Source organism: Luteimonas aquatica, from assembly GCF_022662575.1.
GTDB classification, from domain to species: domain Bacteria; phylum Pseudomonadota; class Gammaproteobacteria; order Xanthomonadales; family Xanthomonadaceae; genus Luteimonas; species Luteimonas aquatica.
Map to the genome: position 1 here is coordinate 871011 of NZ_JALBFU010000001.1, position 14397 is coordinate 885407.

At 69.7% G+C, this 14397-nt stretch carries 14 protein-coding genes and 1 pseudogene; 10 read left to right on the top strand and 5 right to left on the bottom strand.

The annotated features are described in order from the left end of the window. Positions 1-56 precede the first annotated feature (56 nt). Complete coding sequence (locus tag MD221_RS04020; protein WP_425602194.1) at positions 57-1586, bottom strand: transglutaminase-like domain-containing protein; 1530 nt, start codon at positions 1584-1586, stop codon at positions 57-59. A 278-nt stretch (positions 1587-1864) separates the two neighbouring features. Between MD221_RS04020 and MD221_RS04025 the strand changes: the two genes are divergently transcribed. The 9 genes and pseudogenes from MD221_RS04025 to MD221_RS17620 form a co-directional block, all read left to right on the top strand. Then, entirely contained in the window at positions 1865-3274 is a 1410-nt protein-coding gene (locus MD221_RS04025) for a C40 family peptidase (protein WP_242108007.1), read from the top strand. Between the two features lie 43 nt (positions 3275-3317). Further along, complete coding sequence (locus MD221_RS04030) at positions 3318-4415, top strand: dipeptide epimerase (protein ID WP_242108008.1); 1098 nt, start codon at positions 3318-3320, stop codon at positions 4413-4415. Between the two features lie 14 nt (positions 4416-4429). Then, positions 4430-5281: a MurR/RpiR family transcriptional regulator gene (locus MD221_RS04035; protein WP_242108009.1), complete on the top strand. Its 852-nt coding sequence runs from the start codon at positions 4430-4432 to the stop codon at positions 5279-5281. Positions 5282-5287: 6 nt separating this feature from the next. After that, positions 5288-6082, top strand: a complete 795-nt coding sequence (locus MD221_RS04040; protein ID WP_242108010.1) for a L,D-transpeptidase family protein — start codon at positions 5288-5290, stop codon at positions 6080-6082. A 14-nt stretch (positions 6083-6096) separates the two neighbouring features. Then, on the top strand, positions 6097-7371 hold the full coding sequence (locus MD221_RS04045; protein WP_242108011.1) for a dicarboxylate/amino acid:cation symporter: 1275 nt from the start codon (positions 6097-6099) through the stop codon (positions 7369-7371). Between the two features lie 27 nt (positions 7372-7398). Beyond that, entirely contained in the window at positions 7399-8136 is a 738-nt protein-coding gene (gene nfi / locus MD221_RS04050; RefSeq protein ID WP_242108013.1) for a deoxyribonuclease V, read from the top strand. 45 nt (positions 8137-8181) lie between these two features. Then, complete coding sequence (locus MD221_RS04055; protein ID WP_242108015.1) at positions 8182-8595, top strand: hypothetical protein; 414 nt, start codon at positions 8182-8184, stop codon at positions 8593-8595. 145 nt (positions 8596-8740) lie between these two features. Further along, complete coding sequence (locus tag MD221_RS04060; protein WP_242108017.1) at positions 8741-9601, top strand: pirin family protein; 861 nt, start codon at positions 8741-8743, stop codon at positions 9599-9601. 32 nt (positions 9602-9633) lie between these two features. Further along, positions 9634-9738, top strand: a pseudogene (locus MD221_RS17620) (pirin family protein); the annotation flags it as partial. 41 nt (positions 9739-9779) lie between these two features. On the opposite strand, the gene MD221_RS04065 reads toward MD221_RS17620, so the two are convergent. Continuing rightward, positions 9780-11009 carry a Tle-like phospholipase domain-containing protein gene (locus tag MD221_RS04065; RefSeq protein WP_242108018.1) on the bottom strand — a complete coding sequence of 410 codons (1230 nt, stop codon included), beginning with the start codon at positions 11007-11009 and terminating at the stop codon, positions 9780-9782. A gap of 76 nt (positions 11010-11085) precedes the next feature. Beyond that, positions 11086-11802 carry an ankyrin repeat domain-containing protein gene (locus MD221_RS04070; RefSeq protein WP_242108019.1) on the bottom strand — a complete coding sequence of 239 codons (717 nt, stop codon included), beginning with the start codon at positions 11800-11802 and terminating at the stop codon, positions 11086-11088. Positions 11803-12020: 218 nt separating this feature from the next. On the opposite strand from MD221_RS04070, the gene aqpZ reads away from it, so the two are divergent. Next, positions 12021-12737, top strand: a complete 717-nt coding sequence (gene aqpZ / locus MD221_RS04075; RefSeq protein WP_242108020.1) for an aquaporin Z — start codon at positions 12021-12023, stop codon at positions 12735-12737. 91 nt (positions 12738-12828) lie between these two features. Here the strand turns inward: aqpZ and dapE are convergent, their stop codons facing one another. Together dapE and MD221_RS04085 are read right to left on the bottom strand one after the other, a co-directional pair. After that, positions 12829-13956 carry a succinyl-diaminopimelate desuccinylase gene (dapE, locus tag MD221_RS04080; RefSeq protein ID WP_242108021.1) on the bottom strand — a complete coding sequence of 376 codons (1128 nt, stop codon included), beginning with the start codon at positions 13954-13956 and terminating at the stop codon, positions 12829-12831. A 19-nt stretch (positions 13957-13975) separates the two neighbouring features. Continuing rightward, a complete protein-coding gene (locus MD221_RS04085) occupies positions 13976-14329 on the bottom strand; it encodes an arsenate reductase (protein WP_242108022.1) in 354 nt (117 codons plus the stop codon). Positions 14330-14397 lie beyond the last annotated feature (68 nt).

Here is a 14397-nt window from a genome sequence, read left to right on the forward strand (position 1 = left end):
TCCCCGTCGATGCCCTAAATGATGATGGCGCCGGCAAGCCGCCGGCGGAATGTCGCTCAGCGCTTCCCTTCCCCGCCCGCGCCGTCGCCCGGGGGCGGCAGCATCTTCCAGGCGAAGTGATAGTCCCACTGGTCGAAGTACAGGTTGCCGCCGCGCCACTCGGCCTCGCCGCGCTGCAGGTCGACCGTTTCCGAGCGCTCGAAGCGCTTGGGCGGGACGAAGTCGCGGCCGTAGTCGTCGTTGAAGGCGATGCGGTAGGCGTCGAAGCCGCCCAGGTAGAAGTTCTCGACGGCGCGGCTTTCGGCCGAGCCGTCGCCGTGCAGCCTGCCGAAGGTGACGTCCATCGGCACCCAGCCGTACGGGGCCAGGTACAGCCAGCCCCAGTCGTGCATGTTGTCGTAGCCGCCGTCGGAATAGATCCATCCCGACTGCCACCTGGCCGGGATGCCGTTCATGCGCAGCAGGGTGATCAGCAGCAGCGTCTGCTGCCCGCAGTCGCCGTGGCCGGCATGCAGGGTGTAGTCGCCGATGTTGCTGATGGTGGAGTACTCGCGCGCGCCGGCCCAGGGGATGCGGTCGACGGCGTCGAAGAGCTTGCGCGCGATGCGGTAGGGGTTCTTCTCATCGCCCACCGCCTGCGCGGAATACAGGCGCATGACGTCGGTGAAGACCACGTGCGGCGGGCGCTCGGCCAGGTACGGCGCGAGCTCGGGCGTGATCTTCGCGGGAACGACCTTCTCGGGATCGATGTCGACGTACTGGCCGTAGACGGTCAGCTCGTAGGTGATCGAGAACGCCGTAGGCTGTCCCTTGCGCGCCGGCTTCTCCAGATACACGGTGCGCTGGAGGGCGGACTCCGGGGCGATCCGGTGCCGCGCCGGCTCGCTGGTCAGGAAGCGGAGATGTTCCTGCTGCCCCGGCAAGGCGCGCGGATACGGGATCCAGGCGCGCACCGTCTCGCCGGCCGGCACCGCGTCCGCGTCCACGGTCAGCGACTGCGTCACCTGCAGCCGCCTCGGCGCGACATGGCGGCGCCCCTGCGCCAGCGCGGCATCGCGCACCTCGCTATGGTGCGGATTGGGCGACTCCATCGGGCCGTTGGCGTTGCCGAGCTTCGACAGCGCCGGATCGCGGCGCGCGGCGGCCTCCGGGCTGAGCCGGAACAGGTTCGAGGGCGCGCGGTTGAAGTACACGGTACGGCCGTCGATGGTCATGCGCTCGAACAGGCCGGCGGCGTTCCATCTGGCGAATTCGGCCTCGGTCAGGTCGGGGATCTGCTTGCGCACGCGCTCGCGCACGCCCTGTTCGTCGAGGCTGAAGTCCAGCAGGATGCGGCGCATGCGCTCGCGCTGGAAGGCGTAGTCGCGCTTCTTGGCCGGACTCACGGCCGGATCGCCCAAGGCGGCCGCGATCTGCGCTTCGGCGTCCTGGAAGCGGCCGGCGTCGACCGCCGCGATCACCTCCGGCAACGGCGCGGCGGACTGCGCGGCGAAGCAGCCCAGGGCCACCGCCGCCAACAAGGCGGCCAGCCGGCGCCCACGCGCCGCGCCGGGCGATGCAGTCCGATTGGCCAAGGTGTGGTTCACGCCATTGCCGCGCCTAGTCGCCCCGTCATGACCGACCCACGGCCGGCACCCAATTCCCCTGTCACATGTGTTTAACATGCGCCCCCGCCATGGTCAATAATTTATTCCAAAAACTTGCAAGTTGAGAAATTTGTATTCCATCATGCGTCCCGACGCGTCGGCCGCGCCTGAGACGGGAGCCGCCGCGCCATCGGGGACAGTGCGTAGTGCGCGGCCGTTCATCCCTTCACAATGAACGGGCCACCATGCCTCCTTTCCTTCCGTACAGATCCGACGCCATGAATTCCGCATCCCGCAGGTCCCGATTCCCCCTCGCCGCCGCCCTCCTGGCGCTGTGCGCGGTCGCGTTCGCGCCGCTGCCCCCGGCGCACGCCGCCGGCGCTGCGACCGGAGTGGTGGGCGTGGACACCGCGCAATTGGACGCCGACTACTGGATCGCACGCCTGCCGCAGGCGAACAAGGTCGTCCTCGACCGCGGCGCCATCGCCGCGCAGAACCGCAAGCTGCAGCAGAGCGATCCGTCCCTGTACAACATCGACGCCCTGCCCACCACGCTCGACGGCAAGCAGGTGGGCGGCTGGATCCGCAAGCTTTCGGCGCGCCCGTCGCGCACGCTGTACGACACCGCCGGCAAGGAGATCGCCAGGAAGACCGTCGACGACTGGCTCGACCGCCTCAACCTGCAGGCGATCCCCGAATCGCAGCCCACGCGCTACGGCCTGATCGTGCACCGCGCCGACCTGCGCACCTTCCCCACCACGCAGCGCGTGTTCAGCGCCCGCGGCGACACCGACATCGACCGCTTCCAGGAGACCGCCTTCTTCCCCGGCACGCCGGTGGCGATCGCGCACGAAAGCCGCGACGGCAAGTGGTGGTTCGTGGTCGGCACCTTCTACGCGGCCTGGGTCGAGAAGCAGGCCGTGGCCGAGGGCAGCAAGACCCAGGTGTTCAGCTACGTGCGCAAGGTGCCGTACCTGGTGGTCACCGGCGCCACCGTGCGCACCACCTACACGCCCAACCTGCCGCAGGTCTCGGACCTGCAGCTCGACATGGGCATCCGGCTGCCGCTGCTGAAGGAATGGCCCGGCAACCAGAGCGTCAACGGCCAGGCCGCCTACGCCTCCTACGTGATCGAGCTGCCGGTGCGCAACGACGACGGTTCGCTGCGCTTCGCCCCCGCCCTGCTGCCGCGCACCGCGGACGTCTCGCCCGACTACCTGCCGCTGACCCAGGCCAACCTGCTGCGCCAGAGCTTCAAGTTCCTGGGCGAGCGCTACGGCTGGGGCAACGACTACGGCACGCGCGACTGCAGCAGTTTCGTGTCCGAGGTCTACCGCAGCCTGGGCGTGCAGCTGCCGCGCAACACCAGCGACCAGGGCGTGAGCCCGGCGCTGAACCGCCTCGCCTTCAAGCCCGGCGAGCGCGGCAAGCGCACGGCGGCGGTGAAGCAGCTGCAGGTGGGCGACCTGGTCTACATCCCCGGCCACGTGATGATGGTGATCGGCAACGACAACGGCATGCCCTACGTGATCCACGACACCAACGGCGGGGCCTGGCTCGACACGGCCGGCAAGCTGGTGCGCGGCGACCTCAACGGCGTCTCGGTCACGCCGCTGCCGCCGATGCGCGCCAGCCTGAAGCAGACCTACGTGGACCGCATGACCAACATCCAGCGCATCCGGCCATAAGACGGTCGCAACACATCCAGGACGAACGCATGAAGGCCTCGCCGTGAAAATCACCGACATCCGCTTCGGCATGCTGCGCGTGCCGCTGAAGACGCCCTTCAAGACGGCGCTGCGCACGGTGGAGACGGTGGAGGACATCGTGGTCAGCGTCCACACCGACAGCGGGCACGTCGGCTACGGCGAGGCCCCGGCCACGGCGGTGATCACCGGCGACACCCACGGCTCCATCATCGAGGCGATCCGCAAGTTCATCGCGCCGCGCCTGATCGGCGAGGACATCGCCAACCTCAACCGCATCACCCGGCTCGTCCAGACCGCGCTGGAGCGCAACACCAGCGCCAAGGCCGCGGTCGAGATCGCGGTCTACGACCTGTGGGCGCAGCTCTACGAGGCGCCGCTGTACAAGATGCTCGGCGGCGGCGAACCGGTGATCACCACCGACATCACCATCAGCGTGGACCACATCGACAAGATGGTGGCCGATTCGCTGTCGGCGGTGGAGCGCGGCTTCGAGTCGCTGAAGATCAAGGTCGGCAAGGACATCGGCGTCGACATCGAGCGGGTCAAGGCGATCTACGCCGCCGTCGAGGGCCGGGCCCTGCTGCGCCTGGACGCCAACCAGGGCTGGACCGCCAAGCAGGCGGTCTACGCGGTGCAGACGCTGGAGGACGCCGGCGTGCGCCTGGAGCTGCTGGAGCAGCCGGTGAAGGCGCAGGACATCGACGGCCTGAAGTACGTCACCGACCGCGTGCACACCCCGGTGATGGCCGACGAGAGCGTGTTCGGCCCGCTGCAGGTCATCGACCTGATCAAGGCGCACGCCGCCGACATCATCAACATCAAGCTGATGAAGACCGGCGGCATCTCCAACGCGGTGCGCATCGCCGACATCGCCGGGCTGTACGGCGTGCAGTGCATGATCGGCTGCATGATCGAGACCAGCATCAGCGTGGCCGCCGCCGTGCACCTGGCGGTGGCGAAGTCGGACGTGATCACCAAGGTCGACCTCGACGGCCCGTCGCTGTGCGCTTTCAACCCGGTGGACGGCGGCGTCAGCTTCAACGAATCGGAGATCTCGATCGGCGACGCGCCGGGCCTGGGCATCCGCGAGATCCGCGGGCTCGAGGCCATGACGGCCTGAGCGCCGGCGCGGCGATGTCACCGCTCCTGAAAATCCGCTCCCAGCGCGACCAGATGTCGGCGATCGAGCGCCGCATCGCCGACTTCCTGCTCGAGAACGCCCACCTGCTGCGCGACTATTCCTCGCAGCAGCTCGCCAGCGCGCTCGGCATCAGCCAGTCGAGCGTGGTGAAGTTCAGCCAGAAGCTCGGCTACAAGGGCTATCCCGACCTCAAGTACTCGATCGGCGTGTCGGCCGCGCGCGGCGACGCGGGCGAGGAAGGCAACGGCGCCGCGCCGGACCCGAACGACACGCATCCGCACGCGGCGCTGGCCGGCGAACTCTGGCATGCCAAGGCGCGCGCCGAGGAGGAGACGCGGCTGATCAACCCGCCTGAACGCATCGACGCCATCGCCGACGCCATTCGTAAGGCCGGCAAGGTGTTCGTTCTGGGCCAGGGACCGGATGGCATCGCCGCGCGCGCCTTCGCCATGAAGCTGTCGCTGCTCGGCATCCTCGCCGTGCATCATTTCGATCCCGCGCTGATGCCTTCCAGCATCTCCAGTGCCGGCGACGGCGACGTGCTGCTGGTGTTTTCGGAGCATGGCCGTCAGGCGGCGCTGTGCCAGGTGGCGCACCTGTTCCGGGAACACCACGGCCGCACCGTGGCGATCACGCGCCATACGGCCAATCCGCTGCAGGCGCACGCCGATTTCTCGCTGCTGGTCTCCGCGCACGACGACCGCGCCCATATCGAACCGCTGCTCTACCAGTCCGCGCTGCAGCAGCTGCTCGACCTGATCTTCCTGCTGCTGTGCGAGGACGCGAAACACTTTGAGCAGCTCGGAATCAACCTCGAACGCATCCAGCCGATGCTGGATCACTGAGCCCCGATGAACCCGACATCCGCTTCAGCACGCCTCGCCTACGCCTGCCTTGCGATCGCCACGCTGGTACTGGCGGCGTGCGCGCACCGACCGCCGAGGGCGGCTGGCGGCGACACGGCCGCCTGGAACAACGCCACCCAGATGATCGTGGTCGTCACCGCCGACTGGAACGCAAGCGGCGGCACGCTCCGCAACTACTCGAAAACGAAGAATGGCTGGAAGAAGGAAGGCGGTCCTATCCCCGTGACGATCGGGCGCAACGGCGCGGCCTGGGGTCTCGGCTTGCACCCGCAGCAAGCTCGGGACGGCGCGCCGATGAAGCGCGAAGGAGACGGACGCGCGCCGGCGGGCGTCTTCACGATCGACGGCGCCTTCGGCTACATCGAACACCCCGATACCGCCCTGCCCTACCTGCAGATGCAGGCTACCAGCTGGTGCATTGACGTCCCCGATTCGCCGCTGTACAACCGCTTCGTCGATACGAAGACCGCAGGCGCTGCCGCTGCCAAGGGCTCCAGCGAACCGATGCGCCTGGATCTGCACAATCATGGCGACATGCGCTACAAGATCGGCTTCGTGATCGGGCACAACCGCGAAGCCCGCACCGGCGCCGGCAGCTGCATCTTCGCGCACCTGTGGAAGGCGCCCGGCGAAGCCACCGCCGGCTGCACCGCGATGGACGAACCGACGATGCAGCGCCTGTACGCCTGGCTGCGCCCGCAGGCGCATCCGGTGTTCGTGCTGCTGCCGCAAAACGAATACGATCGCCTCAAGACCGACTGGCAACTGCCGACCCTGTAGGAGCGCACCGCACGATGTCGATGACCACACGGGTACTGCTGGGGCTGTTCCTCGGCGCCGCGATCGGCCTGGGCCTGGCGATCTGGGCGCCGGAGACGGCCGGCGCCGCCGCCGATTTCGTCAAGCCCATCGGCCGCCTGTGGCTCAACGCCCTGCAGATGACCGTGGTGCCGCTGGTCGCCGCCCTGGTGGTGCTGGGCGTGAACACCGCCAGCGACGCGGCGGCCTCCGGCCGCGTGGCGCGCAACGCCATCGTGGTGTTCCTGGTGCTGCTCACCCTGGCCAGCGCGTTCGCCGCCTTCGTTGCGCCGCTGTTCCTGTCGCTGCTGCCGCACGACGCCGCCTCGGTGGCCGCCTTCCGCACGGCGATGGCGCCGGCGACGGCCACCGCCGAGCCGACCACGCTCGGCGCCTCGATCGCGGCGATCATCCCCTCCAATGCGATTGCCGCCGCCGCGCAGAGCGCGATGCTGCCGCTGGTGGTGTTCTCGATGTTCTTCGGTTTCGGCCTGACCCGTATCGACGCCGGGCGCCGCGCGCGCATGCTGGAACTGGTGCAGGGCCTGGCCGACGTGATGATCGTGATCGTGCACTGGGTGCTGTGGGTGGCGCCGCTGGGCGTGTTCGCCCTGGTGCTGGCGGTCTGCGCCGAAGTGGGACTGAAGACGCTCGGCGCGCTGGGCGGCTACATCCTGATGCAGTGCAGCTTGTACATCTCGGTGACGCTGATGCTGTACGTGGTGGCGCGCGTGGCCGGCGGCGAGCCGTTCAGGCGCTTCGCGCTGGCGATCCTGCCTGCGCAGACCATCGCCGCCAGCACCCAGTCCTCGCTGGCCTCGCTGCCGGCGATGATCGACAGCGCGCGCGAACGCCTCGGCTACCCGCTGCACGTCACCTCGCTGGTGCTGCCGATGGCGGTGTCGCTGTTCCGCATCACCAGCCCGATCCAGTACATGGGCGTGGCCGCGTTCGTGGCCTGGCTGTACGGCATCGAGGTGCCGACCATGCACCTGGTCGCCGGCATCGGCCTGGCGGTGATCATCAGCATGGGCTCGGTCGGCCTCCCCGGCCAGGTCAGCTTCATGTTCACCAACATGCCGGTCACCCAGGCGATGGGGCTGCCGGTGGAACCGCTGGCGGTGCTGATGGCCGTGGACACGATCCCGGACGTGTTCGCCACCGTGGGCAATGTCAGCGGCGGCCTGACCGCCACCAGCGTGGTGGCCGGACACGCCGGCGAAGGCGAGGAGCGCCCGCCCGCCGCCGCCGATGCCGCCGACACGGGCTGACGCCGCGACAACGGCATTCGTGAGAGCATGGCCGCCCTTGCAGACGATGGCGGCGGACGAACGGTGAGCGATGTGTTCGGCGGTTGGGACGGCAGCGTCGCCTCCGCGCGCGCGCTGCAGTCGGAATTGGCGAAGGCCGTGCTGCTGCGCGACGACTTCCCCACGCCGCTGCGGGTGCTGGCCGGCTTCGACGTCGGTTTCGAGGACGACGGCGCCACTACCCGCGCCGCGGCGGTGCTGCTCGATGCGCGGACGCTGCAGCCGCTGGACATGCAGGTGGCGCGCGTGCCGACCTCGATGCCGTACGTGCCGGGCCTGCTCTCGTTCCGGGAGCTGCCCGCGCTGCTGCAGGCGCTCGAACAGCTGCGGCAACGTCCCGACCTGGTCTTCGTCGACGGCCACGGCATCGCCCATCCGCGCGGGCTGGGCATCGCCGCGCACTTCGGCGTGGCCACCGGCCTGCCCAGCATCGGCGTGGCGAAGAAGCGCTTGACCGGCAGCGGCCCCGAACCGCACCAGACGCGCGGCGCCTACACCGCGCTGCGCCAGGGCGGCCGGCAGATCGGCTGGATCCTGCGCAGCAAGCCGAACTGCAATCCGCTCTACGTCTCGCCCGGCCATCGCGTGGCGCTGGCCTCCGCAGCCGACCTGGTGATGCGCTGCGTCACGCGTTACCGCCTGCCGGAACCGACCCGGCTGGCCGACCGCCTGGCTTCGCGCCGCGACCGGGCCCATGTTCATCCTGACGCCGGACTGGATGTCTAGAATCCTCGTGATCCGGAACCGAAGGTTCCTTGCCGGGAGGCTTTGATGATGCGTCGTCCGTACTCCCCCGCCGCCTTGTCCGCCGCGCTGCTGCCGTTGCTGTTCGCCGCCTGCTCCACCTCGCCCGCCGGCGCCGCCGGCCAGCGCACGGTGAGCGCGGGCGAAAGCTTCTCCATCGCGCACGGCGAACGCGTGTCGCTGGCCGATCGCGGCACGCTGCGCTACGTCAAGCTGGTCAACGATTCGCGCTGCCCTCCCGATGTGCGCTGCGTCTGGGCCGGCGACGCCGAGGTCGAGTTCGAATGGACGCCGGCCGCGGGCGGTGCGCAAAGCTTCGTCCTGCACACCGGACGCGGCGATCGCAGCAAGGACCTGGACGGCCAGCGCGTGACGCTCGAATCGCTGGCGCGCGGCCCGGAACCGGAAGCGCGGCTGAAACTCGACGCCGCCGCCCCGTAGCGCCGAATCCCGCGCAATTCCGGCACGCCCCCCATTCTCCTGCCGAAACCGGAGCGGGACGGGACGCTATGTTGCGCAGCGCATCATGCGGCGCGCGGTTGCGGGTGCGATGCTTGCCGGCAACGCAGCCGCCAGGGAAATCCGCATGACCACGATCATCGCCCCGCGCGTCCATGACCTGGGCGGCTTCGAAGTACGCCGCGCCGTGCCCACGCTGCAGGCGCGCAGCGTCGGCCCCTTCGTGTTCGTCGACCACATGGGGCCGGCGGTGTTCGAGCCGGGACGCGGCATCGACGTGCGCCCGCATCCGCACATCGGCCTGGCGACGGTGACGTTCCTGTGGCAGGGCACCATCAGCCATCGCGACACGCTCGGCTCCGACCAGGACATCACCCCCGGCGACGTCAACTGGATGACCGCCGGGCGCGGCATCGCCCATTCCGAGCGCACGCCGGCCGCGCTGCGCGAGCACGAACAGCCCGTGCACGGCATGCAGACCTGGGTGGGCCTGCCGCAGCGCGACGAGGAGACCGATCCGGCCTTCCATCACCACCCCGCCGCGACCCTGCCGCGCATCGAGCGCGGCGGCGCGCTGCTGCGGCTGATCGCCGGGCGCGCCTATGGCGAGGAATCGCCGGTGCGCGCCTTCAGCGAGATCCTCAACGTGGCCATCGACCTGGCGCCCGACGCCGAGGCCGCCATCGACGACAGCCACGTCGAGCGCGCGCTCTACGTCCTCGACGGCGAGGCGCAGCTGGACGGCGCCGACATCCCGCCGCGGCACCTGGTGGTGCTCGACCGCGGCAGCCGCGCCGTGCTGCGGGCGAAGACGCCGCTCAAGGCGATGCTGTTCGGCGGCGAACCGCTCGACGGCCATCGCCACATCTGGTGGAACTTCGTGTCCTCGTCCAAGGACCGCATCGAGCAGGCCAAACAGGACTGGCGCGACGGCCGCTTCGGCAAGATCGCCGGCGACGACGAGTTCATCCCGCTACCGGATCGCTGAGACCCCCGCCCCCGCGCCCCGCCCCGGGGNTGTCCTCGTCCAAGGACCGCATCGAGCAGGCCAAACAGGACTGGCGCGACGGCCGCTTCGGCAAGATCGCCGGCGACGACGAGTTCATCCCGCTACCGGATCGCTGAGACCCCCGCCACGGCGCCGCGCGCCGTGGCGGGGACGGCGGTCAGACCGCCAGCGTCTGCCGCTGTTCGCGCTCGGGCTGCGCTTGCGCGGCAGGCAGCTGCGCCAGCTGTGCGGCGCTCTGCTCCATCGGCTGGGTGCGCGCCTGCTCGGCGTCGACCAGCACGCGGCGGTGCCCCGGATCGCGCAGGTCGCCCTCGATCAGGAAGAAGCCGCTGCCGCTGCGGTCGGGCACCAGGTGGTCGATCTGCTCCAGGCCGCCTTTCCTCGCCGCCAGCGCCGCGCTGGCGGCGGTGTTGTGCATGTCCCGCTCGCCCTGCAGGCCGAGCGCCGCGGCGTCGGTGTTGCGCAGGCCCTGCAGCGACTGGTCGAACAGGGCGAAGCCGGGATGCGCCGGATTGTCGAGCGGCGGCGCGGCGGGCGCGGGCGCGCCCTCGCCGGCGATGCGCATCCTGCCCTCGCCGCTCACCCATTCCGGGTGCGCCTGGGTCATGCCGGCGATCACCGCGTCGATGTAATGGTTCTTGACGTCGTGCTTGAGGTCGCTGATCGGATTGATGCGCTGCCAGAAGCTTTGCGGGTTCGGGTCGGGCAGCTCGATCTTGTGCCCGATCGCGTCCGGCATCGCCCATTTCAGCGGGATGCTGTGCTCCTGCAGGTCGGTAAGGATCTCGTTCTTCACCGCGTAGCGGCGGATCTGGCCTTCCTCGGCGTAGGCTTTCACCGCATCCGGATCCAGCCCCAGGCGGCGGATGGTGTTGTCGTGCAGGCCGGAGCCGTTGAAGGTGACCGCGGGAATACCGCTGGCCACCGAAGCGGCCGTGGCCAGGCCGCCGCCGAGCGAATGCCCGGTGATCACCACCTGGTCGCCGAAGGCGGCGCGCGCTTCCTTGCCCAGGGCCATGGCCTGGTTGTACTGCGCGTCCTCGAAGCCCAGCCCCTGCCGGAAATTGGTCAGCCAGTCCTTGCCCTCGTCGGTGCCGGAGAACGCCAGCACGTAATGGCCCTTGCCGTCGCCGTAGATCAGCGAGCGGAAACCGGAGTTCTCGTCCTGCAGCTTGCTCGGGTCGATGCCGGCGCCGGTCAGCTCCTCGTCGCTCAGCACGCTCCAGCCGTCGACATTGGACGGACGGTCGCGTCCGTAGTGATCGTCGTAGAGGTCGGCCATCAGCCGCGCGAGCGTCAGGTCGACCGGCCGGGCGTCCTGGCCGCGCACCTGCGAGGCGAACGAGGGCCCGTCCGCGGGCATGGCGATGCTGTCTTGCTGGCTCATCCTGATTTCCCCTTATGTCCTTGCGTTGTCGAGAAGAAAATCATCACTGCCGGCGGCCGGGCGGCCGCCGGAAGCATCAGCCCCCTTCCACCGTGATGCCGTGTTCGCGCAGCCAGGCCCGTACGGCCTCGCGATCGCGCCGGCTCTCGTCCGTGAGCAGGTTGACGGGGGTCATGTCGAGGTAGCGCTGGAACGTGGCGCCTTGCGCGTTGCGCGCGGCCGGGTCGGCGCCGGCCCGGAGCAGTTCGAGCGCGTGCCCGGATTCGTTGATCTTGCCGGCCACGTGCAGCGGCGTGTTGCCCAGGCGGTCGGCGCGATTGGGATCGGCGCCGGCGGCCAGCAGCGCCTTGAACTGGAGGGGACGCTCGCCCATCAGCGCGGTGCTCAGCGGCGTGGCGCCGGTCTGGCCATGCGGCGTGTCGGGGTTGGCGCCGTGCGCCAGCAGCGTCTGCAGGTAGATGGGATCCTTGGCCATCGCGGCCAGGTGCACCGCGTTGCTGCCGTCGATGCCCGGCTCGGCGGGATCGGCGCCCGCGACGAGCAGCGCGTTCAGGCCCTTCGGGCTCTGGTTGAGGATGGCCCACTCCAGCAGCGTGACGTTCTTGTCGCCGTGGGCGCGCAGGTCGGCGCCCTGGGCCAGGCGCTGCACGCGCGCGGCATCGCCCTCGGCGACCGCTTCGGCCAGCTCGGCGGCCCGCGGGTCGGCGAAGACCTGGTGAACATCGACTTCCGACATCTTCGACTCCTCCTGAGCACAGCCCGAAGCGGCCAGCAACGCCAGCATCATCAGCATGGTCGTTGGCAAGGGACGACACGGATGGCAGGCCATGGCCGCTCGCTCTTGCTCCCCGCGCAGCCTCCTGCCGCGACGTCCCGAGCATAACAGGATTCCGCGGATGCGCGCCAATGTGACGTCCTTCACATAACAGCTACAATCCTCGCACTAGCTTGCTTGGGTTTCGCATCGGCCGCCTTGCGGCCTCCTTCCACATTTCCACGGGGACATCTGCGATGCAATTGACGAAACGGTTGGCGGCCGAGTTCCTCGGCACCTTCTGGCTGGTGCTGGGCGGCTGCGGCAGCGCGGTGCTGGCCGCGAAATTCGGCGGCGACGGCAATCCGCTCGGCATTGGCCTGCTCGGCGTGTCGCTGGCCTTCGGCCTGACGGTGCTCACCGGCGCCTACGCCTTCGGCCACATCTCCGGCGGCCACTTCAATCCCGCCGTCAGCTTCGGCCTGTGGGCCGGCGGACGCTTCCCGCTCAAGGACCTGGTGCCGTACATCGTGGCCCAGGTGCTCGGCGCCATCGTCGCGGCCTGGGTGCTGTACCAGATCGCCAGCGGCACCGGCGGCTTCTCCATCGACCCGACCTCGGCCGGCGCCTTCGCCACCAACGGCGTGGGCGCGTTCTCGCCGGGCGGCTATTCGCCCGCGGCCGGCTTCCTCACCGAGGTGGTGCTGACGGCGGTGTTCCTGATCGTGATCATGGGCGCCACCCATGCCCGCGCGCCGGCCGGCTTCGCGCCGATCGCGATCGGCCTGGGCCTGACCCTGATCCACCTGATCAGCATCCCGGTGACCAACACCTCGGTGAATCCGGCCCGCTCCACCGGCGTGGCGGTGATCGTCGGCGGCGCGGCGGTCCAGCAGCTGTGGCTGTTCTGGGTGGCGCCGATCCTCGGCGGCCTGATCGGCGGCATCATCTACCGCTGGCTGGGACGCGACTGAGCGCTGCCGCATTCGCGGTCGAACGAAGGCGCGGACCGGTTCCGCGCCTTCGTCTTGATGGGGCAGCCGAAGACCGCGCTTGCGCGGACGGCTAGTCCAGCAGCTTGCGGATCAGATCCAAGTACAGGTCCGGCAGCGCTTCCAGGTCGGCCACGGCGACGTGCTCGTCGACCTTGTGGATGCTGGCGTTGACCGGCCCGACCTCGATGCACTGCGCGCCCAGCGGCGCGATGAAGCGCGCATCCGAGGTGCCGCCACCGGTGCTCTCCTCCGGCGCGCCGCCGGCGTATCGCGCCAGCACGTCGCGCGCGGCCGCGCGCAGTGGGCCCTCCGGCGTGTAGAACGGCTCGCCGCCGCGATGCCAACGGACGGCGTAGTCCAGCTTGTGCGCGCGCAGGACCGCCTCGCATTCGGCTTCCAGCCGCGGCGCGTCCCAGCGCGGGTTGTAGCGCAGGTTGAACAGCACCTGCAGCTCGCCGGGAATCACGTTGTTGGCGCCGGTGCCGGCATGGACGTTGCTGATCTGCAGGCTGGTCGGCGGAAACGTTTCGTAGCCCTCGTCCCAGCGGCGCGCGGCCAGCTCGGCCAGCGCCGGCAGCGCCTCGTGGATCGGATTGCGCGCCTTCTCGGGATAGGCGACGTGGCCCTGGACGCCCTTCACAGTCAGCGTCGCCGACAGCGTGCCGCGGCGTCCCACGCGCAGCAGGTCGCCGAGCCGCGCCTTCGAGGACGGCTCGCCGGTAATGCACCAGTCGATGCGCTCGCCGCGCTCGCGGAAGGTCTCGGCCACGCGGCGCACGCCGTCGATGGCATCGCCCTCCTCGTCCGAGGTGAGCAGCAGCGCCACCGTGCCCGGATGGTCCGGCCGCTCCGCCACGAAGCGTTCCAGCGCCACCACGAAGGCGGCCACGCTGCCCTTCATGTCGGCCGCGCCGCGGCCGTACAGCACGCCGTCGCGGATCTCCGGGGCAAAGGGGTCGCTGGTCCAGGCCTCGCGCGGCCCGGACGGCACCACGTCGGTGTGCCCGAGCAGCACCAGCACCGGCCCGCCGCTGCCGTGCGTGGCCCAGAGATTGTCGACCTCGCCGTAGCGCAGGCGCTCGCAGGCGAAGCCGGCGCGTTGCAGGCGCTCGGCGAGCAGCGCCTGGCATCCGGCGTCCTCGGGCGTCACCGAGGCGCGCGCGATGAGGCTGCAGGCCAGCTGCAGGACGTCGGTCATGGCGATGTCCGGTGCGCGCTCAAAGGCCGAACCGCTTCTTGAAGTCGTTGTCGCTGAAGCCCTGCGTGACCGTGCCGTCGTCGGTCACCACCACCGGACGGCGGATCAGCTGCGGGTACTCGCGCAGCAGCAGCTTCCACTCGGCCTCGGAACCGGGCGTCTTGCGGCCCTCGGGCAGCTGCCGCCAGGTCGTGGAGGACTTGTTGACCAGCGTATCGAATCCCCCGGCCTGGCGCGCCCACTCCACCAGCGTATCCGGCGTGGGCTTGTGGTCGCGGTAGTCCACGAAGGTATAGGCGACGCCGAAGCGGTCCAGCCATTTCGTCGCCTTCTTGCAGGTGTCGCAATTCTTCAGGCCGTACAGCGTGGTCATTCTCTGTTTCCCATCTTCGGAGCGTCCATGCCGCCATCCATGGCGGCGCGGCGCAGGCTTCGGGTCGT